The sequence below is a fragment of the Roseburia sp. TF10-5 genome, assembly GCF_003462365.1.
Lineage (GTDB): Bacteria > Bacillota > Clostridia > Lachnospirales > Lachnospiraceae > Roseburia > Roseburia faecis.
Window position 1 is genome coordinate 118,981 of record NZ_QTYW01000007.1, and the last position, 22,643, is coordinate 141,623.

21 protein-coding genes are annotated in these 22,643 nt (G+C 46.5%); 2 read left to right on the forward strand and 19 right to left on the reverse strand.

Annotated features, from left to right (window positions below; genetic code table 11):
- Positions 1–19 precede the first annotated feature (19 nt).
- Positions 20–1,624, forward strand: a complete 1,605-nt coding sequence (pckA, locus tag DXD06_RS08990; protein ID WP_055068641.1) for a phosphoenolpyruvate carboxykinase (ATP) — start codon at positions 20–22, stop codon at positions 1,622–1,624.
- A 107-nt stretch (positions 1,625–1,731) separates the two neighbouring features.
- Here the strand turns inward: pckA and DXD06_RS08995 are convergent, their stop codons facing one another.
- The 19 genes from DXD06_RS08995 to DXD06_RS09085 form a co-directional block, all read right to left on the reverse strand.
- Positions 1,732–2,079 carry a P-II family nitrogen regulator gene (locus DXD06_RS08995; protein ID WP_022045760.1) on the reverse strand — a complete coding sequence of 116 codons (348 nt, stop codon included), beginning with the start codon at positions 2,077–2,079 and terminating at the stop codon, positions 1,732–1,734.
- Between the two features lie 107 nt (positions 2,080–2,186).
- Positions 2,187–3,431 (reverse strand): ammonium transporter, encoded by a 1,245-nt coding sequence (locus DXD06_RS09000; protein WP_117831406.1) that lies wholly within the window; start codon positions 3,429–3,431, stop codon positions 2,187–2,189.
- A gap of 190 nt (positions 3,432–3,621) precedes the next feature.
- On the reverse strand, positions 3,622–4,269 hold the full coding sequence (locus DXD06_RS09005; RefSeq protein WP_117831407.1) for a thiamine diphosphokinase: 648 nt from the start codon (positions 4,267–4,269) through the stop codon (positions 3,622–3,624).
- A 3-nt stretch (positions 4,270–4,272) separates the two neighbouring features.
- Positions 4,273–4,932 (reverse strand): ribulose-phosphate 3-epimerase, encoded by a 660-nt coding sequence (gene rpe / locus DXD06_RS09010; RefSeq protein ID WP_117831408.1) that lies wholly within the window; start codon positions 4,930–4,932, stop codon positions 4,273–4,275.
- Between the two features lie 9 nt (positions 4,933–4,941).
- Complete coding sequence (gene rsgA, locus DXD06_RS09015; RefSeq protein WP_117831409.1) at positions 4,942–5,820, reverse strand: ribosome small subunit-dependent GTPase A; 879 nt, start codon at positions 5,818–5,820, stop codon at positions 4,942–4,944.
- A 7-nt stretch (positions 5,821–5,827) separates the two neighbouring features.
- The gene (gene pknB, locus DXD06_RS09020; RefSeq protein ID WP_117831410.1) at positions 5,828–7,927 is read right to left on the reverse strand and encodes a Stk1 family PASTA domain-containing Ser/Thr kinase; all 2,100 of its coding nucleotides are present in this window, start codon (positions 7,925–7,927) and stop codon (positions 5,828–5,830) included.
- 12 nt (positions 7,928–7,939) lie between these two features.
- Positions 7,940–8,668 carry a Stp1/IreP family PP2C-type Ser/Thr phosphatase gene (locus tag DXD06_RS09025; RefSeq protein ID WP_022045766.1) on the reverse strand — a complete coding sequence of 243 codons (729 nt, stop codon included), beginning with the start codon at positions 8,666–8,668 and terminating at the stop codon, positions 7,940–7,942.
- A 76-nt stretch (positions 8,669–8,744) separates the two neighbouring features.
- Entirely contained in the window at positions 8,745–9,794 is a 1,050-nt protein-coding gene (rlmN, locus tag DXD06_RS09030; RefSeq protein ID WP_117831411.1) for a 23S rRNA (adenine(2503)-C(2))-methyltransferase RlmN, read from the reverse strand.
- Between the two features lie 4 nt (positions 9,795–9,798).
- Entirely contained in the window at positions 9,799–11,082 is a 1,284-nt protein-coding gene (rsmB, locus tag DXD06_RS09035; protein WP_243000979.1) for a 16S rRNA (cytosine(967)-C(5))-methyltransferase RsmB, read from the reverse strand.
- On the reverse strand, positions 11,072–11,776 hold the full coding sequence (locus DXD06_RS09040) for a zinc metallopeptidase (RefSeq protein WP_022045769.1): 705 nt from the start codon (positions 11,774–11,776) through the stop codon (positions 11,072–11,074). The genes rsmB and DXD06_RS09040 overlap by 11 nt, the downstream gene beginning before the upstream one ends.
- A gap of 15 nt (positions 11,777–11,791) precedes the next feature.
- Complete coding sequence (gene fmt, locus DXD06_RS09045) at positions 11,792–12,724, reverse strand: methionyl-tRNA formyltransferase (RefSeq protein WP_022045770.1); 933 nt, start codon at positions 12,722–12,724, stop codon at positions 11,792–11,794.
- A 1-nt stretch (position 12,725) separates the two neighbouring features.
- Positions 12,726–13,211 (reverse strand): peptide deformylase, encoded by a 486-nt coding sequence (def, locus tag DXD06_RS09050; RefSeq protein ID WP_022045771.1) that lies wholly within the window; start codon positions 13,209–13,211, stop codon positions 12,726–12,728.
- Positions 13,212–13,220: 9 nt separating this feature from the next.
- On the reverse strand, positions 13,221–15,452 hold the full coding sequence (gene priA, locus DXD06_RS09055) for a replication restart helicase PriA (protein WP_117831413.1): 2,232 nt from the start codon (positions 15,450–15,452) through the stop codon (positions 13,221–13,223).
- A gap of 2 nt (positions 15,453–15,454) precedes the next feature.
- Positions 15,455–16,960: a uroporphyrinogen-III C-methyltransferase gene (cobA, locus tag DXD06_RS09060; protein ID WP_117831414.1), complete on the reverse strand. Its 1,506-nt coding sequence runs from the start codon at positions 16,958–16,960 to the stop codon at positions 15,455–15,457.
- A 130-nt stretch (positions 16,961–17,090) separates the two neighbouring features.
- Positions 17,091–17,975, reverse strand: coding sequence for a hydroxymethylbilane synthase (hemC, locus tag DXD06_RS09065; protein WP_117831415.1), 885 nt, complete (start codon positions 17,973–17,975; stop codon positions 17,091–17,093).
- Positions 17,976–17,986: 11 nt separating this feature from the next.
- A complete protein-coding gene (gene hemA, locus DXD06_RS09070; protein ID WP_117831416.1) occupies positions 17,987–19,237 on the reverse strand; it encodes a glutamyl-tRNA reductase in 1,251 nt (416 codons plus the stop codon).
- Positions 19,234–20,508 (reverse strand): glutamate-1-semialdehyde 2,1-aminomutase, encoded by a 1,275-nt coding sequence (gene hemL / locus DXD06_RS09075; RefSeq protein WP_055068649.1) that lies wholly within the window; start codon positions 20,506–20,508, stop codon positions 19,234–19,236. Before hemL ends, hemA begins: the two co-directional genes overlap by 4 nt.
- A 1-nt stretch (position 20,509) precedes the next feature.
- Positions 20,510–21,481 carry a porphobilinogen synthase gene (gene hemB / locus DXD06_RS09080; RefSeq protein ID WP_117831417.1) on the reverse strand — a complete coding sequence of 324 codons (972 nt, stop codon included), beginning with the start codon at positions 21,479–21,481 and terminating at the stop codon, positions 20,510–20,512.
- Positions 21,482–21,501: 20 nt separating this feature from the next.
- Positions 21,502–22,131, reverse strand: a complete 630-nt coding sequence (locus tag DXD06_RS09085) for a precorrin-2 dehydrogenase/sirohydrochlorin ferrochelatase family protein (RefSeq protein WP_117831418.1) — start codon at positions 22,129–22,131, stop codon at positions 21,502–21,504.
- A 99-nt stretch (positions 22,132–22,230) separates the two neighbouring features.
- Here DXD06_RS09085 and DXD06_RS09090 point away from each other — a divergent pair, with 99 nt between their 5' ends.
- On the forward strand, positions 22,231–22,635 hold the full coding sequence (locus tag DXD06_RS09090) for a putative ABC transporter permease (RefSeq protein WP_117831419.1): 405 nt from the start codon (positions 22,231–22,233) through the stop codon (positions 22,633–22,635).
- The last annotated feature ends 8 nt before the right edge of the window (positions 22,636–22,643 follow it).

Here is a 22,643-nt window from a genome sequence, read left to right on the forward strand (position 1 = left end):
GAAAGAGGTTTAAATCAAGATGGCAGAAATCAATTTAAGCAAGTATGGTATCACCGGTACCACAGAAATCGTTCACAACCCTTCTTATGAGAAATTATTCGAAGAAGAGACAAAAGCTGGCCTTGAAGGATATGAAGTTGGTCAGGAGACAGAGCTTGGTGCAGTTAACGTAATGACTGGTATCTACACCGGACGTTCTCCAAAAGACAAATATATCGTTATGGACAATAACTCAAAGGACACTGTATGGTGGACATCTGATGAGTACAAGAACGACAACCACCCAATGACAGAAGACACATGGGCAGTTGTTAAGGATATTGCAAAGAAAGAGCTCTGCAACAAGAGACTTTTCGTTGTAGATGCATTCTGTGGTGCAAACAAAGACACCCGTATGGCTATCCGTTTCATCGTAGAGGTAGCTTGGCAGGCACATTTCGTAACAAACATGTTCATCAAGCCTTCCGCTGAAGAACTTGAGAATTTCGAGCCTGATTTCGTAGTATACAATGCTTCTAAGGCTAAAGTTGCAAACTACAAAGAGTTAGGATTAAACTCTGAGACATGTGTAGCTTTCAACATCACAAGCAAAGAGCAGGTTATCATCAATACATGGTACGGCGGAGAAATGAAGAAAGGTATGTTCTCTATGATGAACTACTTCCTTCCACTCAAGGGTATGGCTTCTATGCACTGCTCCGCAAACACAGATTTAGATGGCAAGAATACAGCAATCTTCTTCGGTCTGTCTGGAACAGGAAAGACTACACTTTCTACAGATCCTAAGCGTCTCCTGATCGGTGATGATGAGCACGGCTGGGATGACAACGGCGTTTTCAACTTCGAAGGTGGATGCTATGCTAAGGTTATCAACCTGGATAAGGATTCTGAGCCAGATATCTACAACGCAATCAGAAGAGATGCTCTTCTTGAGAACGTAACTGTAGATGCAAACGGCAAGATCGATTTCGCAGACAAGAGCGTTACCGAGAACACTCGTGTTTCTTACCCAATCGATCATATCAAGAATATCGTACGTCCAATCTCTTCTGCTCCAGCAGCAAAGAACGTAATCTTCCTGTCAGCAGATGCTTTCGGAGTACTTCCTCCAGTATCTATTCTGACTCCAGAGCAGACACAGTACTACTTCCTTTCCGGATTTACTGCAAAGCTTGCTGGTACAGAGCGTGGAATTACTGAGCCTACACCTACATTCTCTGCTTGCTTCGGACAGGCATTCCTTGAGTTACATCCTACAAAGTATGCTGAGGAACTCGTTAAGAAGATGCAGAAGAGCGGCGCTAAGGCTTACCTCGTAAATACCGGATGGAACGGATCCGGAAAGCGTATCTCTATCAAAGATACCCGTGGAATCATCGATGCAATCTTAAACGGAGATATCAACAACGTTCCTACTAAGAAGATTCCTTACTTCGATTTCGAAGTACCAACCGAATTAAACGGTGTAGATACAGGAATTCTTGATCCTCGTGATACTTATGCTGATGCTTCTGAGTGGGAGACAAAGGCTAAGGATCTTGCAGCAAGATTCATCAAGAACTTCTCCAAGTATGAAGGAAATGCAGCTGGTAAGGCACTGGTTTCTGCTGGTCCTCAGTTATAATTTCCCTGTATCAGGTAAATTCGATATGCAAAAAGAGCATCCCATGTGGATGCTCTTTTTATTGTTCACCAAAACCAAAACTCAATGCTGTAGATTCTGTTAAAAATCTAATTTAAGGCGTCAGCCCCGCTCTCTCTGGTACGGATCTTTGTAGCAGTACGGATCTCATAGCTGAAAATCTTTCCATCCCCGACTTCTCCGGTAAATGCAGCCTTCTGAATGGCATCAATGGTCGCTTTCTCCCATTCCTCGGACGATACCACAATCTCAAACTTAATCTTCGGCTGCATCATAACATCTACTTCTGTACCACGCACTCTCTTTTTATATCCCCTCTGTGCACCGCATCCCATCACTTGTGATACGGTGATACCATTCACATCAATCGCGTTTAATGCTTCCTTTACATCCTCAAAAACTTCTTCCCGGACGATTGCTTCCACTTTTATCATCATAAGCTTCTTTTTTCTCCTTATACATGATTATTTTATACTTCCAGATTTATCTCTGTCTCGAAATAACTGACGGATCCATTATAACATACGAGGTCTGTTTCTGGGACTTATGAATCCAGACCATTAAATGTCGGATACGCACTCTCTCCATGCTGCGAAATATCCAGACCAACTTTTTCTGCTTTTTCATCTACACGAAGCTCCGTAAACAATCTTACAATGCCAAGGCAGACCAATGTACCGACAATCGCCACGGCAACTGTCACAACAATTCCAATAATCTGTGCAACAAATAAACGGTAATTTCCAAAAAACAGTCCATCCCAGCGGGCAACCGGATTGATAGAATGTTTTGCAAACAATCCGGTTGCAATTCCTCCCCAGACTCCTCCGATGCCATGGCAGCCAAATGCATCGAGTGCATCATCAATCTTTAATTTTCCTTTCAACAGGGAAATGGTACCACAGCAGATCGGGCTGACCAGTGCTCCGATGATAATTGCCGACCAGATCGGAACAAATCCAGCTCCCGGTGTAATTGCAACCAGTCCAACAACCAGACCGGTAGAAGCACCTACTAAGGTAGGCTTTCCATCCTTGATCACATCAATAAACATCCAGGACATCATGGCACTTGCACTGGCAAGTGCAGTTGTCATAAACGCATGTGCTGCCAGTCCGTTCGCTGCCAGTGCACTTCCTGCATTAAATCCAAACCACCCAAACCATAAGATAAATGCTCCGAGTGCTACAAACGGAATGTTATGTACCCGGTATGCCGTCTGTTCATATCCTCTTCGCCTGCCAAGGATAATGGAAAATACCAATGCACTGACACCGGAACTGATATGCACCACATTTCCTCCGGCAAAATCAACCGATCCGATTTCTGCAAGTAATCCTCCCTGTCCCCATACCATATGTGCCATTGGATAGTATACAATGACGGACCAGAACATAATAAATAAAAACAATGCCTTAAATTTTACACGACCCACAAGGGAACCCGTGATCAAAGCCGGCGTAATCATTGCAAACATCATCTGAAATGCGATATAAACCAGATGCGGTATCGTCGACGCATATGGACCTGCTTCATTCATTTTAATTCCATGCAAGCCAAACCACCGGAAATCTCCAATAATTCCTGCATGATTTCCACCAAAAGACAGTGAATATCCAAACAATACCCACATGACAACCGACAATCCCATAATCGCTGCGCATGCCATCATGGTGCTGACGACATTCTTTCTTCGAACCAATCCTCCATAGAAAAAGGCTAATCCAGGTGTCATAAAAAACACCAGAGCTGAACATATCAGCATAAATCCTGTATCCCCTGCGTTCATCCTATCTTCCTCCGATCTCTTATATTTTTAAACGCAAAAAAGGCGTCAAAAGAATTCTCTTTTGACGCCTTCGTCGTAGATAATCATAGCAGACTTATTACTCCAATGCAAGCATTTTTCCATAATATTTGCTATTTTTTATGGTACGAACTACTTCTTTCGTACCATTTTCCCATTATTTTTTCAATAATCAGTCTTTTGATTCGATGACAATAAGCTCTCCGGAAGAAAACGAAACCGTTGCTTCATCTGAAACAATTTCATTACTGATTCCAAGAGAATTAAATCCACCCATGGTATAATCGGTAAGAGGATACTTTAATCCACGTAATGTAACTCCACATACTTTCTCAGAAAATGGAATCAAAGAAACATACTTTCCGTACTGCTCCTCTTTCCGGATCGTCAACGGCTGATTAATCATGCGGATACGATTATGTTCATCGACCAGGCTGATCTTTATCTGTTCCTCCAGACCAATACCAAGCAGACTGATATTGCCCAGTACATGATCAATTCTGGTACCGGTTGCACCAATGACCACAATCTCCATTGCACCTCTGCGAATGGCCTCCCGGATCGCATATTCCGTGTCGGTATCATCCTTTTCCGGATTCAGCATGCACACCTCGATCTGCTCTTTGTCATGAAAATATTCAAGGGTATCCGGATTTACCGAATCAAAATCCCCCACTATGATATCCGGCAGAATATGATCCCGATACAATGCTTCCATTCCCGCATCTGCCGCTAATATGACATCAAATCCTCCATTTTTTACAATCCAGGTTAAAAAACCTTCCTTCACTTCTCCCCCGGAAACAATTAAATACTTCATCTTCTACCCCTGCCTTTGCAACTTTTCCAGAAATGCTTCCACATTCTTTTCGATCTCTCCCTTGAAAACCGCAGAACCTGCCACAATTATGTTGGCTCCTGCATCCATGGCTTCTTCCACATTTTCCAGATTAATTCCCCCATCTACTTCAATATCGGTCTTACATCCGGACTGCTTCACAAGATTTCTCGCTTCACGCACTTTATCTAACGTATACGGAATCAGTTTCTGTCCTCCGAATCCCGGATTAACGGTCATGATAAGAAGCATGTCCACCTTCGGAAGAATATATCGGACAGTTTCCAGCGGAGTGGCCGGATTTAATGCCACACCGGCCAGAACTCCCTTTTCCCTGATTGCCTCCACTGTGCGGTCAAGATGCCTGCATGCTTCTGCATGGACCGTAATAATATCCGCTCCCGCGTCAACAAAATCATCTATATAGCGAATCGGTTCCTCAATCATCAGATGGACATCAAAAATCCGATCGGTACATTTACGAATGGAACGAATGATCGGAAATGCAAACGAAATACTCGGAACAAACATTCCATCCATAACATCGATGTGTACATATTCCGCACCTGCCTGATCCAGCAACCGGATCTGTTCTCCCAGATTAGCAAAATCTGCCGATAAAATTGACGGTGATAAACAGTTCATTGATTCCTCCTAATACTTGCGCATATTCTTCATTTCCTGATAAAGCTGCACATAATTGTCATACCTCACCTGCGATATTTTTCCTTCTGCAAGTGCAGTCTTAACGCCACAATCCGGCTCTCCGATGTGACTGCATCCGATAAATCTGCATCCAGGCTCAAAACGCACGAACTCCGGATAACATGTCCACAGATCCTCTTTGGAAAATCCGGGCAGATCCATAGAACTAAACCCCGGAGTATCCATAATATAGGTGTTTTCCGCAATTGGTATAATCTGCGAATGGCGTGTCGTATGTTTTCCCCGCTCAATCTTGTCACTGATTCCTCCGGTCTGCATCTGCACCGCATCCTGCAGATCATTGATCAGCGAAGATTTTCCTACTCCGGACGGTCCTGCCACTGCCGTCATCTTTCCCTGCAACACAGATTTGAGTTTTTCCACATTTTCCTGTGTCTTTGCACTTGTAAAGAGCAGCTCATACCCCGCCAGTTCATAAATTTTTCGTAATACTTCTCTTTGTTCTTCCGTCACCAGATCGCATTTGTTAAAACAGATCGTAACCGGAACTTTCTGATATTCCATCATACACAAAAAGCGATCCAGCAGATTAAAATTCGGGTCCGGTTTTGCAGCCGCGAAAATTACGAGTGCCATATCGATATTTGCCACTGCGGGGCGGATCAGTTCCCTGGTACGTGGAAGAATTTTTTCTACATTTCCAATCCTTTTTTCTTCATCCAGTACAACGATTTCCACATCATCACCCACGAGAGGTTTGATCTTCTGATTACGGAAAATTCCTTTTGCCTTACATTCATAAATTCCGGTTTCTGCCACGTGAACGTAGTAGAAACCGGAAATTCCTTTTACAATCTTTCCCTTCATATATTACCTACTGTTTTGAAAAGCTGACAGAATGTGTTTCTGTCTTTGTAGACGTATCGGAAAGACCTTCATCATCTATTTTTTCAATGCTCCAGGTAATCGTCACTTTACCGGACTCACATGCCATATCGGATGCCCCGATCGTAAGAGAACCATCGACATCACTGGTTCCGCTTGCATAGGTCGTGCCATCACTTCCCGTCAGTGTATACGTTGCACTGACTGCTCCTTCCGGTGCTGCATATGACTTTGAGAATTTATAGCTGTAATTTATCTCTTCCGGTCCCTTGCTTACCGTAATCGTTACCGTTGTATCTGCCGGCACAATCTTTCCGGATGCTACACTCTGTGAAATTACCTGTCCGGCTTTGACAGAATCACTGTATTCTTCTTTCACTGCAACTTTTAAGCCAGCCTTCTGCAAATCCGCCTGTGCATCTTTCTTGGAGTGACCCTGAACAGATGGCACCGTACTAGACTTCTTTCCCTGACTGATCACAATCGTAACCGTACTTCCCTCCTGTGCATTTCCGCCTCTCGGGCTCTGGGAAACAACCTTTCCTGCATCTACGGAATCATCATATTTGTATGTTTTGGACACTTTAAATCCGGCAGCCGAAAGAGTAGAAGAAGCATCTTTTTCCAGTTTTCCAACTACATTTGGAACCGGAACTTCGTTCTGCCCACTCTGACTCTCCGAATCTGTGAAATCCACATTTTCTGTTCCGGCAACAATTACATTGATTGTCGTTCCGGCAGATACTTCAGAACCGCCAACCGGGTCCTGATTCAGAACGGTTCCTTCCGGCTGATCCGACTTCTGCTCCTGAATAACAAACATATACAGCCCCTGTGCTTCCAGTTCAGACTGTGCCTCCTCCTGTAACTTTCCGCATACATTCTGTACCACGACAGGCTGTTCACTTTCTGTCTGTGTCTGCGTCTGTGTCTGCGTCTGCGTTTCTGTATTCTTTGATGAATTACTGCCAAAACGGAATAAGCCAAAGAAACTTCCCACAAGGTAAATAATCACTGCAAGGATTACAACAAACACCACAATTCCCATGATGGTCATTGCCTTATCCATCTTCGGACTGAGTCCTTCGTTTTCGTCCTCATCCTCATCGTCCTCATCCTCATCCGGATCATAGGAAGATTCCAGCTTGGAAGCGTGCCTGTCTTCTTTTGGCTCCCCCCCGTGTTCTTTGATCTGCTTTAATTCTTCCCCACTGATGACCTTGGTCTTTCCATTGTCCACAAGCGGAGCAATCACAACAAAATCCTCATCCGGATGTACCAGCGATCTGCGCAGATCCGCCAGCAGATCTCCAATGGTCTGGTAACGGCGGTCCGCATTCTTCTGTGTACATTTTAAGATAATCTTCTCCATGCTGATCGGCAGATTCTTTGCATACACACTTGGAGGTGTCATCTCTTCCTGCAGATGCTGAATAGCGACTGCAACCGTTGTATCTCCGTCAAAAGGTACACGTCCGGTTACCATTTCATACATAACAATACCCAGAGAATAGATATCGCTTCTTCCGTCTACAAACCCGTTTCTCGCCTGCTCCGGAGAAGAATAATGAACCGATCCCATCACATCCGAGCTGACGGTATTGGAAGACGCGGCTCTGGCAATACCAAAGTCCATGACCTTGACTTTTCCCTCTGTGGAGATCATGATATTCTGCGGTTTGATATCCCGATGGATGATCTGTTTGTTGTGGGCAGCTTCAATACCTCTTGCTACCTGAATGGCAATACTGACGGCTTCCTTAAAGGATAACTGTCCTTTCTTTTCAATGTATGTCTTAAGTGTGATTCCCTCAACATATTCCATGACGATATAATGAAGCCCCTCTTCGCTTCCTACATCATAGATATTTACAATATTTGGATGCTCCAGCCCTGCTGCTGACTGTGCCTCCGTGCGAAATTTTGCTACAAATCCACGATCTTCCGAAAATTCCGGTTTTAATACTTTTATTGCCACAAAACGGCCAAGCACATGATCCTTTGCTTTATAAACATCGGACATCCCGCCTGCACCAATCTTACTTACGATTTCATAGCGATCTGCTAAATACGTCCCAACTGTTAACATTCTTTCACCTCATCAAGAAAATGGTTCTATAATCATTACTGTAATATTGTCTTTTCCACCGTTGTCATTTGCAGTTTTTACAAGAAGTCCGGCGCGTTCCTCAATGGAAGCATCCCGCAGAATAATACTGCAGATTTCTTCGTCTTCCACCATATTCGTGAGTCCGTCCGTACAGATTAAGATGTGGTCATCTTTCTTTAATTCCACTTCAAAAAAATCTGCCTCTACTTCTTCCCCTGCACCGACTGCGCGGGTAATAATATTTTTGTCCGGGTGCTCACGTGCTTCCTTTGCACCTACTTCACCGATCCTGACCATCTCTGCCACAAGAGAATGATCCCTCGTGATCTGCCGGATGCCATCCGTACCGATGATATACAGTCTGCTGTCTCCGACATTTGCAACATAAAGCCGTCCGTCAATAATGGTGGCTGCAACAAGTGTCGTCCCCATACCTTTTTTCGCTTCATCTTCTGCAGCTTCTGTGATCAGAAGTCTGTTTGCAGTTGTTATTGCCTCTTTTAAAATTGTAACTGGTTCTTCTCCCGAACTCCGGGACACGGATGCAACGATGCGCTGCGTTGTGTAACGCGATGCGTAATCTCCTGCCTTGTGTCCCCCCATGCCATCTGCAACAATGTACAGATTCGGGAGATTCCCAACGGGTTCATCCGACGCGAAAAAATAATCCTGATTCATTTCACGAAGAATGCCTGTATCCGTTATGGAATACGTCTTCATCCGCTTTATCCTTTCTCAATTACATGTAATATACATACTCTTCCATCATCTGTCTATCTTAGCACATGACTTTTCGTTATGCAAGTCTCTGATTCTCTTTGTACTTGCGCCTTAATTGTCCGCAGGCACCATCAATATCACGCCCCATCTCACGGCGTACTGTCACCGTTAAACCACTCCGTTCCAGTTTCTCCTTAAAAGCTTCGATGACATGTGCATTTGACTGCACATAATCCCGCTCCCTGATCGGATTCACCGGAATCAGATTTACATGACAGTTCATCCCGTGGATCAGTTCCGTCAGTTCTTTTGCATCTTCTTTTGTATCATTGACACCACCTACCAGACTGTACTCAAACGTCACACGTCTGCCGGTCTGTTCAAAATAATACCTGCAGGCATCAATTACTTCATGAATGTCATATTTGTTCGCCACCGGCATCAGCTCCAGACGTTTTTTCTGGTTGGAAGCATGTAAAGATAATGCCAGCGTAATCGCAAGTTTTTTATCCGCCAGTTCCCGCATCCGCGGAACAATTCCGCAGGTGGAAACAGTCAGGTTTCTCTGGCTGATGTGAAGTCCGTTCTCATCCGTCAGCAAAGTGATAAATTTTACCAGATTATCAAAATTATCCATCGGTTCCCCGGTGCCCATGACAACAACATTCGAAATCCGCTCTCCAATATCCTTACCAATCTGATAGATCTGATCCAGCATTTCCGCCGGTGCAAGTCCTCTCACCAGTCCGTCCAGTGTTGATGCACAGAACCGGCATCCCATCCGACAGCCGACCTGTGAAGAAATACATACGGAATTTCCGTGCTTATATTTCATCAGCACACTCTCAATGACATTTCCGTCTTCCAGTAAAAACAGATATTTGCGGGTTCCATCCAGTTTTGAAATCTGTACCTGTTCTTTTCTGAGTGTGATGATCCTGCAGGTCTCATCCAATCTCTCCCGCAAGGTTTTGGAAAGATTCGTCATCTCCTCAAAGCTTTCCACCTGCCGCACATGCAACCACTCATATACCTGCTTTGCACGAAACGCTTTCTCCCCCATATCGGAAAAAAAGGTTTTTAATTCTTCCAGATCCATGGACTTAATATCTGTCTTTCCACTCATCCTCTTATTTACTCCTTACCAGCTTTGCAAGAAAAAATCCGTCACTTCCGGCTTCTCCCGGGAAAATCTGTCTCTGGAATTCCAGGGAAAATTCCGGATGTTCTTTTAAAAACCATGCGGTGTTATCCTCATTTTCTGACCGGTGGATCGTACAGGTACTGTACACAAGTGTCCCGCCCGGTCTGACATAATCCCATACAACAGAAAGAATCTGTCTTTGCAGTTTTGCAAGCTCTGCCGCCTTTTCTTTGGTCATCTTATAACGGATATCCGTCTTCTTTCCCATAACGCCAAGTCCGGAACACGGCAGATCACAGACTAAGACGTCCGCTTTCTGATGGGAATCCGGATCATCCACCGTTGCATCCATCTGTACCGCTTTCATATTTGACAATCCATGTCTGGCTATGTTCTCCCGGATCAGATCCACCTTATATTCTGTCAGATCCCTTGCCTCTACCATACCACTTCCCTGAAGCAGTTCTGCCATATGGGTACTCTTTCCTCCCGGTGCCGCACACACATCAATCACATAATCATTCTTTTTCGGTGCCGCAGTTTCCGCAACCAGCATGGAGCTGACATCCTGTACATAAAACAGCCCTTCTTTAAAACTTTTCAGTCCCGCCAGATAATCCAGCCCGGATATTTCAAAAGCATACGGCAGTTCCGGAACCGCATGTACTGTCACCCCTTCTGCTTTCAGTTTGTTTACGAGTTCTTCCGGTGTCACAGCGGAAAGATTGGTACGGATCGTCAGCCGGTTTTCTGCGGTAAGTCCCTCCAGAATCTGACGGGTCTTTTCCTCTCCATAATTTTCGGTCCATATGTCCACGATCCATTCCGGCATCGAATATGTAACGCTCAGATTCGGGAAGCGAACTTCTCTCCATCCTCTTGCCACACTACGCAGCACACCGTTGACAAATCCGCTCAGGCCGGAAAACCCACGCTTTCTCGCCAGCTTTACCGCCTCGTTGCACACTGCGGAATCCGGCACACTGTCCATATACATAATCTGATAAACACTCATGCGCATAAGATTGCGGATGAGCGGTTTCATTTTCTTTACTCTGGTTTTGGAAAACTGATCGATCACATAGTCCAGTGTCAGCTGTCTTTCCAGCGTTCCTTCCATCAGGCGCGTCAGAAAAGCGCGTTCCTGTTTTCCCAGATACTGATATTTATCGAGCACATCGCGGAGGACCAGATGACTGTACTGTCCCTCCTCATTGACCGCCAGAAGCATTTCCAGCACCAGTGCTCTCTCATTGACCTTAGTCGTCACGACTTCTTCCTCCAAACAGTAAAACGATTCGAAGCAGCTGCAGAATCGCAGCTGCTGCACTTGCCACATACGTGAGTGCTGCTGCTGTAAGAACTTTTCTTGTGTAATGAAGTTCCTGATCTCCCAGGATTCCCTGTTCCCTCAGCTGAACCATCGCACGACGCGAAGCATCAAACTCAACCGGAAGCGTAATCAGCTGGAATAACACAGCAAACGAAAACAGCAGAATTCCGATATTGATAAGCATCATGGATGAACGGCTGTTTATGATCACACCAAGAATGATCACCGGCCATGCAAGCATGGAACCAAAGTTTGCAATCGGCACAAATGCGGTACGCAGCCGAAGCGGCACATATCCTCTGGCATGCTGGATCGCATGTCCGCATTCATGTGCTGCCACACCCACAGCTGCAACCGAAGTCTGATTGCAGACACTGTCGGAAAGATTGAGTGTCTTATTGGCAGGATTGTAATGATCGGTCAGATTTCCCGATACATGCTGCACCCGCACATCATAGATTCCCGCTGCGTGCAAAATCCGCTCTGCCGCCTGTGCTCCCGTCATTCCTGACATACTGCGGTATGCGGAATATTTGTTGAACGTTGTCTTTACCCGTGCAGATGCAATCATACAGATCACTGCACCGATAACAACCAGTATATAGGTACTGTCCCAATAAATGTATGGCATAAATCTACCTCCGTCTTACTGCTGTAAAAAAGATCCCTCTGCAACCGGATAGCCACGCAGAAATGATCCTGCATCCATCCGTTTCTTACCGGCAAGCTGTACTTCCAAAAGTTCCAGTCCACCCTCTCCGGTCTGTACCACCATCGTATTTTTTCCAACTTTACAGATACAACCCGGTGCATAAGCGCCATCTGTCTCCACCACCCGGGCTTTCCAGATCTTAAACGCTTTATTATCCAGATGGGTATAGGCACTCGGCCATGGATTTAATCCACGGATCAGGCGCTCAATCTCCACCGCCGGCTTTTTCCAGTCAATATCTCCCAGCTCCTTGGAAATCATCTTTGTGTGGGTACTCGCCTCATTGTCCTGCGGTGTAAAGGTCGCCGTTTTGTTTTCCAGCATCTGCATGGTTTCCACACACAGCTCGGCGCCGACTGCCGCCAGCTTGTCAAACAGACTTCCACCTGTCTCATCTTCTGCAATGCGCACCTGTTTTTTGGCAATGATATCTCCGGTATCCAGTCCGACATCCATGCGCATAGTCGTAACTCCCGTGATCTCATCTCCATTGATGACCGCCCACTGGATCGGTGCGGCACCACGATATTTCGGAAGCAGGGATGCATGTACATTAATGCATCCGTATTTCGGAAGATCGAGAATACTCTTTGGAAGAATCTGCCCGAAAGCCGCCACTATGATGATATCCGGCGCAAACTTTTTCAAATATTCCACACTTGCATCTTCCCGGATTTTTACCGGCTGGAATACTTCCAGTCCATGGGAAACCGCACATTCCTTTACCGGTGGAAACTGCATGGTATTCCCGCGTCCCTTTGGTTTGTCCGGCTGTGTAACCACAAGCATAACCTCGTGTCCGGCTTCTATGATCTTTTCCAATGTATTCACCGCAAAATCCGGTGTTCCCATAAAAATTACTTTCATATTATTCCTCTTCCGGCTCCTCATAATTCACATCATGAAGTCCGCCTTCTACTTTTTCTGTATACATATGTCCATCCAGATGATCCAGTTCATGGCAAATGCAGCGTGCCATCAGACCTTCGCCTTCTACTTCCCACTCATTCATGTCCAGATCATAAAATTTTGCTTTTACATGGTTCGGACGTGTAACCTGACCTGCTTTTCCCGGAAGACTTAAGCATCCTTCATCTCCGGTCTGCTCTCCGTCAGACTCGATAATTTCCGGGTTGATCATAATAAACGGTCCCTGTCCGTCCCCGATATCAATGACTACCATACGTTTTAAAATTCCAACCTGCGGTGCCGCAAGACCTACACCGTTTGCCTCATACATGGTCTCCAGCATATCTTCCGCCAGAGTACGGATGCGATCCGTCACCTCCGGAATCGGTCTGCATACTTTTGTCAGTACGGGATCTCCCTGAATTCGAATTGTTCTAAGTGCCATAATTACCTCCTAAAAACCACTTGTTGGGTTAAAATCAAACTGTACAGACACATTGGAAAATGCGCTGTTATTTTTTATTTTTCGTTCCACCAGATCCTTACATGCCACCAGCGTCGCATATTCCGGCGCCTTCATGTAAATGACCTTTCGGTAAACATCACTGATTTTTGCAATGGATGCATCTGCCGGTCCTACCAGCATAATATTTTTTCCTTTCTGTGATATCACGCGATGCAGAAATTCTGCCAGATCCCTGGCTGCAGCTGTCGTCACCTGCGGATCGGTTCCCGTACAATGAATCAGAAACAGCTGCCACACCGGCGGATAGGCAAGCATTCTCCGATAGGCAATCTCCTGCTTATAAAATGCATCGTAATCCTGTTCCTTTGCGGTCTGGATTGCAAAATGATCCGGATCATACGTCTGGATTACCGCCTGTCCCGGTTCCTTTCCCCGCCCGGCACGTCCCACCGCCTGGGTCAGCAGTTGAAACGTCCGCTCCGATGCATGAAAATCCGGAACATGCAGAGACATATCTGCGGCAAGTACTCCTACCAGCGTCACATTCGGAAAATCATGCCCTTTGACAATCATCTGTGTGCCGATCAGGATATCTGCCTCCTGATTGGCAAATGCATGCAGAATCTTCTCATAAGCATCCTTGGTCCGTGTGGTATCAAAATCCATACGCATCACACGTGCCTGTGGAAATCTCTGCTGCACCAGCATCTCAATCTTCTGCGTGCCCGCCTTGAATCCGCCTAAATATTTACTGCCGCAGGATGGACAGATCTTTGGCAATGGCTGCTCATATCCGCAATAATGACAGACCATCCGGCCTCCCGCATGCTGGCTCAGCGAAACATCACAATGAGGACATTGTATCACATATCCGCAGGCTCTGCATGAAATAAATCCGGAAATTCCTCTCCGATTTAAAAACAGCATGATCTGCTGACGTTTTTTTAACCGGTCTTCCATCAGTTCCTGCAATCTCTCCGAAAAGATGGAACGGTTTCCTGCCCGCAATTCACTGCGCAGATCTACGACCTCGCAATCCGGCAGCGGTTTCTTCTCCACACGCTCAGACAACGTCAGAAGCTGATATTTTCCCTGCATTGCCTGATAATAACTGTCCACTGAAGGAGTGGCAGAACCAAGAAGTACCGATGCATCATTCATGCGCGCCCTCTCGATTGCAACATCCCTGGCATGATACCGCGGTGCCGTCTCACTTTTATAAGACGTTTCATGTTCCTCATCTATAATAATAAGCCCTAAATGCGGAAATGGTGTGAACAACGCAGACCTGGGTCCGATCATAATATCAATATCCCCCGCCTTGGCACGTTCAAACTGATCAAAGCGCTCTCCCTGGGAAAGTTTGGAATTCATAATGGATACCCGGTCCCCAAACCGGTTATAAAACCGCATCACGGTCTGATAGGTGAGTGCAATCTCCGGGATCAGGACAATTGCCTGCCGTCCCTGTGCCACCGTATGCGCAATCAGTTCCATATAAACTTCTGTTTTTCCGCTTCCGGTTACTCCCCTGAGCAGATACGTTTTATGAATTCCAGCATCCAGATCCGAACATACTGTGTCCACAACACGCTGCTGATTTTCATTCAGTGTCAGATGATATCCCTTCTGATCCAGATGTGACACAGGATTGCGAAACTGTCTGCTGCTCTCCACCTTAAGAATCTGCTGCTGTGCCATACCCCGGATCACTGCTGCTGATATATTCAGTTTTCCGGTGACAAGCGAATAATCCAGTACGGATTCCTGTATCAGTTCCCGCAGCAGCCTTGCTTTCGCCGTATAGTGTTTCTGTTCAAAGAGTGCCAGTTTCTGTTGCGCCTCTGTCTTCGGAATCAGTAATACAATCTCCCGCTTCTGTACTTCTTTCGTCTGCCTGCGGATCGGGAGTACGGTCTTTAGTGCCTGATTCATGGTGGAACCGTAATTCTTCCGCATCCATCCGGCCAGTGCAATGAGCTGGGATTCCATTGCCACGCTTCCCTCATGTACCGAAATAATGGGGCGAATCCGTCTGGGATCAAATTCGGCATCCTCCGTCAGTTCAATGACATACCCTGTCAGTTTACGATTTCCAAATGGAATATCCACCTGTACACCAACCTGTATTTCCTCCTGCAGATTTTCCGGGATGCTGTATTGAAAAGTTTTATCCAGTTTTTCTACCGATATATCTACAATAATATTTGCATACTTCATACTTATTCTTTTCTCAAAACACAGTTGACCAGGCCCTCATAGGTATTTACAGCAGCCTCAATCACCGGAGAAACGCCAAGTTCTCCCAGTGCTGCACTGCATTTCGGCCCAATCGAATAAATATCCGTAACGGATGCCAGTGTTTCTCTCTCCTGTGGCTTTAAACTGCCAAGCATCCGCTCCGCCGAAGACGCACAGGTAAAAAAGATCGCATCGTATACATCCTTGTCCACTGGCACCTCCATCGGACAAGGTACATTTTCGTATACATTGAGCCGTCCGCAATCACAGAAAGAAAGCAGTGTATCCACAAGGTTATCCTTTGCATTTTTTGCGGTAGGATACCAGATTACTGCCCGCTTAAACGGATCTCCGCGAAATTCCTGATCCAGATATTCCTTTAATTCCTGTGCCAGATTCGTACTGTTGGAATGTTCCGGCATAAAGTCTGCACAAATTCCATACTCCCGCAGTTTTTCTGCCGTCTTTTGTCCAATCACTGCACATCTGGTATGGAAAAGTGCCCGTGCATCCAGCCCCGATGCAAATACATTTTTCATAAAATAATCCACACCATTGGCACTTGTAAACAATAATACGTCCACATGCGCCAGTTCCTGTGCGGTATACACTGCCGGCACACCGACAATCTCACCTGTCATACACTCACTGGTATATGCCCCCTTTGCCCGGAGCATGGCGGCCAGACGTGAAGGTTTTGGACCAATTTTTGCAACCAGATAATGTTTCCCCCACAGCGGCTTCTCTTCAAAAAAATGCAGCTGGCGGCGAAGTGCAACCACATCCCCAACAATGATCAGTGCCGGAGAGGTCAGTTGCGCCTCTTCCACACGATCTGCCAGATTCTCCAGCGTACCCTCACAAATCTCCTGCGCTTCTGTCGTAGCATGGGAAATCACAGCTGCCGGTGTCTGCCGGCTTCTTCCTGCCTGCATCAGTCCATCCACAATCTGTCTTACTCTCGAAAGTCCCATGAGAAAAATCAGAGTTTCTTTTGAATCTGACATCGTTGTAAAATCAGGTTCTGACAGATCCTCTCCGTTTTTTTGGTGTCCGGTGATCACCCGAAAGCTTGTGGCAACACCACGGTGTGTGACCGGAATTCCTGCATAAGCAGGTCCTGCAATGGCAGAAGTCACCCCCGGAACAACGGTATAGGAGATTCCATGTTCCCGCAGATAAAGGCCTTCTTCTCCTCCACGCCCGAAAACAAAGACATCTCCCCCTTTTAGACGAACAACGCAATGATATTCTTTTGCCTTCTCGACCAGCAGTTCATTGATCTGTTCCTGCGGAAGCGTATGATGCCGGTCCGCTTTTCCTACATAAATACGCTCACAGTCCATTCCTGCATACCCCAATAATTCCGGAGACGAAAGTCTGTCATAAATAATACAGTCTGCTTTTTTTATCAATTCCAGTCCCTTGACTGTGACAAGTCCCGGATCTCCCGGACCTGCACCGACCAGATATACCATAGATGCCATTCTTTTTTCCTTTCCCTGTCAGCACTGCTGCTTTTTAATAAATGCTGAAAATTCATTTTCCGGCATTGGTTTTGCAAATAAAAATCTATCTTATTATACCACTTCTGCGGTATTGCCCGCAACCGAACCCCTATCGGGTACACCCGGTTTCCCGCAATGCACGCTGTGCCGCTTCCTGCGGTGTCTCTCCGAAAACCTTACATTTCTTTATACTGCTTCCGTCCGCATTTCCGACCATTCCAAGCAATTGTATCCTTCCATCGGGCAGTTTACAGGCATATGCCCCAATCGGCATATGGCAGTCCCCCCCGGTTCCCTTTAAAAACAGCCGCTCGGCACATGTAATCTTCTCCGTCACGATATCTGAAAGTGCATTCACCTGCTCGAACAATTCTTTGTGGTCTTCCCGCAATTCCAGTGCCAGCGTCCCCTGTGCCGCTGCCGGTATCATCTGTTCCGGCTCAAAATACTGCGTGATCAAAGAAGTTCTCCCCAGCCGGTGCAGTCCCGCCGCCGCGAGTACAATTCCGTCCAGTTGTTCTTCCTGCATCTTTTTTATTCTGGTATCGACATTTCCGCGTATTCCCGTAATGCGCAGATCCTTTCGAAGCTGCAGAAGCTGAAATGCCCTTCTTCGGCTTCCGGTGCCGATCACAGCATGCTGTGGAAGTTCCTCCAGTGAAACGGCTTCCCGCAAAATCAATACATCCCTCGGATCTTCCCGTTTCCATGCATGTGCAAACACAAGTCCGGACGGCTGTTCGGCCGGCATATCTTTCATACTGTGTACTGCAAGGCTGATCGTTCCATCCAGCAGTTCCTGTTCAATTTCCCGCACAAAAAGTCCTTTATCCCCAATCTGGTCTAACGCTTTTTTCTGTTCCCGGTCGCCTTTTGTGGATATAATTTTCAGTTCGTAACTGTTTTGTGGATAATGTTTCTGCAGGCGGTTTTTTACATACTCTGCCTGCGCCAATGCCAGTTTTGATCCTCTCGTTCCAATGATCACATTCATTCTTTTTCTCCCTACTCCCGGATTTCGGTATCAAACTGAAATAAATCCTGCAATACCTTTTTATACTGTTCCTGCTGCTCTTTGGATTCCGTCTGTTTAAGCTCCAGGATCGGCTCCCGGATCAGACGCTTTAATGATGCCTTTAAAATCTTTTTTACAATTTTCTGATCCCTCGTACTCAGATCCAGTTTGCGGTTTAGATATGCATAACTGTCCTCTACAATTTCCGTACAGCGCTGCTGCAACGAAGCGATCGTCTCATCGACACCGGTCGTTGCCAGCCATTCCCTGGTTTCCCCAATGGCTTCCTCTATCATACGCTGACCTTTTTGCACCAGTTCTTCCCGCTGCTTCCGGTTCGTCTCTACAATTTCATTTAAACTGTCAAGATTAATCAGAAGTGCCTGGGGATTTCGTCCAATCGCCGTCTCCACATCCCGCGGAGATGCCAGATCCAAAATTGCAGTCGGATGTAACAACTGTATGTCTTTTTCCCGGATAATATGATGCGGGGAGGCTGTAGCGGAAACTACCAGCTCACACTCCTTCATTGCTTCATACCGCTTTTCAAACGGAATGATGGTAAGTGTGGGAAACTCATGCAGGAGATTTCCGGCATGTGAAAATGTCCGGCTGCAGACTGTTACATGAGAGGCCCCGTATTCATACATATAACGCAGAGCCAGCGTTGCCGTATGTCCGCTTCCCACAACCAGTGCTTTTTTCCCTGCAATTCCAAACGTTTCCTGCAGCTGGCGGATTCCCACATAGCTGACCGAAAGCGGCCGTTCACTGATTCTTAACTTTGTCTTTATCTTTTTTGCACAGGTGACCGCATCCTGTACCACACGGTTTAACTCTTTCCCAGTACTTCCAACCGTCCGTGATAATTCAAATGCATCCCTGACCTGTCCTAAAATCTGGTCCTCTCCCAGCACCATGGACTCCAGTCCCGCAGTCACCCGGAACAGATAGGAAATGGCATCCATTTCCTCCCGTTGTCTGAGATATTCCGAAAAATCTACTCCCGGAAACATCTCTTCATACAAGGTGCGAATCACGCCAAGCGGCTGTGCAATCTCTTCCTGTGCAAAAAAATAGACTTCGCTACGATTGCAGGTCGAAAGCACAAAACATTGTTCAATTCCTGCTTTCCCGGCTTTCTGCAGAAAATCAATTTTCTGATTATCGGTAAAGGACACCCTGTCACGGATGTCCTGATCTGCATGTTTATAATCAATTCCTATATATCCAAATTTCATTCTGCAAAGTACTCCTGCATCACATGGATGGTCTTTTGTATATCTGCATCGGTATGCGCATCGGACACAAACATGGATTCAAACTGTGACGGTGCCACATAAATTCCATGATCAAGCATAAACCCAAAATAATCGGCATATGCTTTGGTATCCGCGGTTGTCGCAGAATCGTAATCTGTCACATCTTCGCCGGTGAAGAAAATACTCATCAGAGAGCCGATCTGATTGACATGCACACGGTTTCCTGCGGCATGGCGCACCGCATCCGCCAGCATCGCTGTATTTTCCTGCAGCCGCATATAAATATCCGTATCTGCCTCCAGAATACGAAGTGTGGCAAGCCCTGCAGCCGTAGCAATCGGATTGCCGGAAAGTGTTCCTGCCTGATAAACCGGACCGTCCGGGGAAACCATACGCATGATATCCTCTCTTCCACCATACGCGCCGACCGGCATACCTCCACCGATAATCTTTCCAAACGTGGACAAATCCGGCGTAATATGAAAATACTCCTGTGCTCCGCCCAGTGCCAGACGAAAGCCGGTGATGACCTCGTCAAAGATGAAAAGTGCCCCGTAATGTTTTGTGATCTCACGCAAAAACTCCAGGAATCCGTCTGCCGGCGGAACAACGCCCATATTTGCAGCCACCGGTTCCACGATGATTGCTGCGATCTCATCCGGATAAGCCTCAAACAGTGCCTTGACGCTGTCCGGGGAATTGTATTCTGCAACCAGTGTATGTCTGGTAAAATCTGCCGGAACACCCGCACTGTCCGGAACAGATGTTGTCAATGCCGCAGATCCTGCTTTTACCAGAAGTCCGTCCGAATGACCGTGATAACATCCACGGAATTTGATGATCTTGTCACGCTTCGTATATCCCCGCGCAACACGGATGGCACTCATCGTTGCCTCTGTTCCGGAGCTTACCAGACGGCTGACTTCCATGGATGGCACCAGCTGTGCCAGAAGTTCTGCCATCTCCACTTCCCGCTCTGTCGGGGCGCCAAACGTAAGACCTTCCTCACATGCAGCCTTTACCTTTTCGATGACACGTGAATCGGCATGCCCCAGAATCCCGGGTCCCCAGGAACATACATAGTCGATCATTTCATTTCCATCCACATCGGTAATATGGGAACCTTTTGCACTCTGAATAAAACGCGGCGTACGCCCTACAGCCTGGTACGCACGTACCGGGCTGTTCACGCCTCCCGGAAGCCGGAGTTTTGCTCTCATATAAAGTAATTCTGATGTCTGGTCTGTCATGTTATACTTCCCCTTTCTGTATCCATTCTGCCACGTCCAGTGCATGATAGGTAATGATCATGTCTGCTCCTGCACGTTTCATCCCGATCAGATTTTCCATCACGATCTTTTTCTCATCGATCCATCCGTTTGCCGCCGCTGCTTTTACCATGGAATATTCCCCGCTCACGTTATAGGCAACGATCGAAATATTATAATTTCTGCGGATCTCCGTAATGATATCCATATATGCCATTGCCGGTTTGGCGATAATCAGATCTGCTCCCTCTGCAATATCCTCTTCCACTTCCCGCATGGCTTCACGCCCGTTTGCAGGGTCCATCTGATAAGTTTTCCGGTCCCCGAATCCCGGCGCAGAATGTGCCGCATCACGAAACGGTCCGTAATATCCGGATGCAAATTTTGCGGAATATGCCATAATCGGTGTATAGGTAAATCCGGCCGCATCAAGTGCCTGACGGATCGCCCCTACACGCTTGTCCATCATATCGCTCGGCGCAATGATATCTGCCCCCGCACGCGCATAACTGACCGCCGTCTGTGCCAGAAGCGGCAGTGTCTCATCATTTAAAATAATTCCATCTCTGATCAGGCCACAATGTCCATGCGAAGTATACTCACAGAGACATACATCTGCTATCACAAGCAGATCCGGGTAATCCTTTTTGATCCGGCGGATCGCGGTCTGTACAATGCCGTGCTCATCATAAGCCCCGCTCCCCACTTCATCCTTATGTTCCGGAATTCCAAAAATCAGAATTGCCGGAATCTGCAATGCTTTCACACGGTCTAACTCTTCGTTCATGCGGTCAACGGAATACTGGCAGATGCCAGGCATGGATTCCACCGGCTGTACGATATTTTCCCCTTCCATAACAAAAAGCGGGTAGATCAGTTCCTCTGTCCTCACGTGATTTTCCCTGACCATACTTCGCATAACAGCAGTCTGTCTTAATCTTCTTGTTCGATCCATTCCCTTGTTCCTCTTTTCTTTTACTCTTTCGTACGCTTTTCCTGTATAAGAATCTGTTCCAGTTCTTCCGGTAACAGTGAAGTTTTTTTCTCTGCAAGCAGCCTGGCAAGAATGGTCTGATATACCTGTCTGCGCAGTTTTTCTGTTTCTATACGCGTTTTTACCACTGGACGGATACTTCCCATATAATCGTTAATCTGTCCCAGTTCTTCCGTCAGAATTTCTTTCAGAGATTCTTTTAAATACTGTGTGAGCACCGGACTGTTTCCCGCACTGGAAAAAGCCCCCACCAGATCCCGGTGTTTCAGATAGGACGGAAAAATAAAACTGCAGTCCTCCTGCTGATCCACGGCATTGACCGGAATATGCTTCTTTTGTGCCATCCGGGCAATCCTGTGATTTTCTCTGACATCATCAGTAGCTGCCACAACCAGAACACATTCCTTCAGATCCTCCGGTTCAAAGGTACGTTCCTTTACACATACATTTCCTGTAAGCTGCAGAATCTGCGGGTCAATCTGTGGTGCCACCACCGTAATCTGCGCCCCGAAATCCAGAAGCACCCGGACTTTGCGCAATGCCACAGTTCCTCCGCCTGCCACCAGACATTTCTTTTTTTCGATATCTATAAACATTGGAAAATAAGCCATAATACCCTTATCTTATAATTGTTTTGCATTTTTTTCAAGTATATCTGCCGGATAATCGCATATCCTACATGCATAGTATTTTTTGCGGGAGGTCTTTTCATGAACTGGAAAACATTTTTTATCTGTGGTCTGACCGGATGGTGCATGGAAATCCTGTTCACCTCGCTGGGCGGACTGCTGCGGGGAGATCTGCTTTTAAACGGACACACATCCATCTGGATGTTTCCGATCTACGGACTTGCAGCAGTCATCGGACCTCTTTCCGTGCGCCTGCGCCACTGGCCTGTGCTTCTGCGCGGCTGTTTTTACGGTGCCGGCATCATGCTCGTTGAATTTATCAGCGGCAGTATTCTGCGGCTTTTCTCCCTTTGTCCCTGGGATTACAGCAAAACTCCCTACAATATTTCTGGTCTTGTCCGCCTCGATTATTTTCCTGTATGGTTCACCGCCGGGCTGATCTTTGAATATATTCTTTCCCAAAAAAAGAAGCACATCCTCTCGTGATGTGCCCC

Bases quoted from the DNA above. Each gene is read 5' to 3' on its own strand.
- DXD06_RS09000 (WP_117831406.1), bottom strand. From the start codon at position 3,431: ATGAACGCAGGGGATACAGGATTTATGCTGATATGTTCAGCTCTGGTG.
- fmt (WP_022045770.1), bottom strand. From the start codon at position 12,724: ATGAAAGTAATTTTTATGGGAACACCGGATTTTGCGGTGAATACATTG.
- hemL (WP_055068649.1), bottom strand. From the start codon at position 20,508: ATGACAGACCAGACATCAGAATTACTTTATATGAGAGCAAAACTCCGG.
- DXD06_RS09085 (WP_117831418.1), bottom strand. From the start codon at position 22,131: ATGGCTTATTTTCCAATGTTTATAGATATCGAAAAAAAGAAATGTCTG.
- pckA (WP_055068641.1), top strand. From the start codon at position 20: ATGGCAGAAATCAATTTAAGCAAGTATGGTATCACCGGTACCACAGAA.
- DXD06_RS09005 (WP_117831407.1), bottom strand. From the start codon at position 4,269: ATGAAGTATTTAATTGTTTCCGGGGGAGAAGTGAAGGAAGGTTTTTTA.
- pknB (WP_117831410.1), bottom strand. From the start codon at position 7,927: ATGTTAACAGTTGGGACGTATTTAGCAGATCGCTATGAAATCGTAAGT.
- rpe (WP_117831408.1), bottom strand. From the start codon at position 4,932: ATGAACTGTTTATCACCGTCAATTTTATCGGCAGATTTTGCTAATCTG.
- rsgA (WP_117831409.1), bottom strand. From the start codon at position 5,820: ATGAAGGGAAAGATTGTAAAAGGAATTTCCGGTTTCTACTACGTTCAC.
- DXD06_RS09040 (WP_022045769.1), bottom strand. From the start codon at position 11,776: ATGCCATACATTTATTGGGACAGTACCTATATACTGGTTGTTATCGGT.
- DXD06_RS09025 (WP_022045766.1), bottom strand. From the start codon at position 8,668: ATGAAGACGTATTCCATAACGGATACAGGCATTCTTCGTGAAATGAAT.
- hemB (WP_117831417.1), bottom strand. From the start codon at position 21,481: ATGGATCGAACAAGAAGATTAAGACAGACTGCTGTTATGCGAAGTATG.
- priA (WP_117831413.1), bottom strand. From the start codon at position 15,452: ATGAAGTATGCAAATATTATTGTAGATATATCGGTAGAAAAACTGGAT.
- rlmN (WP_117831411.1), bottom strand. From the start codon at position 9,794: ATGAGTGGAAAGACAGATATTAAGTCCATGGATCTGGAAGAATTAAAA.
- DXD06_RS08995 (WP_022045760.1), bottom strand. From the start codon at position 2,079: ATGATGATAAAAGTGGAAGCAATCGTCCGGGAAGAAGTTTTTGAGGAT.
- DXD06_RS09090 (WP_117831419.1), top strand. From the start codon at position 22,231: ATGAACTGGAAAACATTTTTTATCTGTGGTCTGACCGGATGGTGCATG.
- hemA (WP_117831416.1), bottom strand. From the start codon at position 19,237: ATGAAATTTGGATATATAGGAATTGATTATAAACATGCAGATCAGGAC.
- cobA (WP_117831414.1), bottom strand. From the start codon at position 16,960: ATGGCATCTATGGTATATCTGGTCGGTGCAGGTCCGGGAGATCCGGGA.
- def (WP_022045771.1), bottom strand. From the start codon at position 13,211: ATGGCACTTAGAACAATTCGAATTCAGGGAGATCCCGTACTGACAAAA.
- hemC (WP_117831415.1), bottom strand. From the start codon at position 17,975: ATGAATGTGATCATTGGAACGAGAGGATCAAAACTGGCATTGGCGCAG.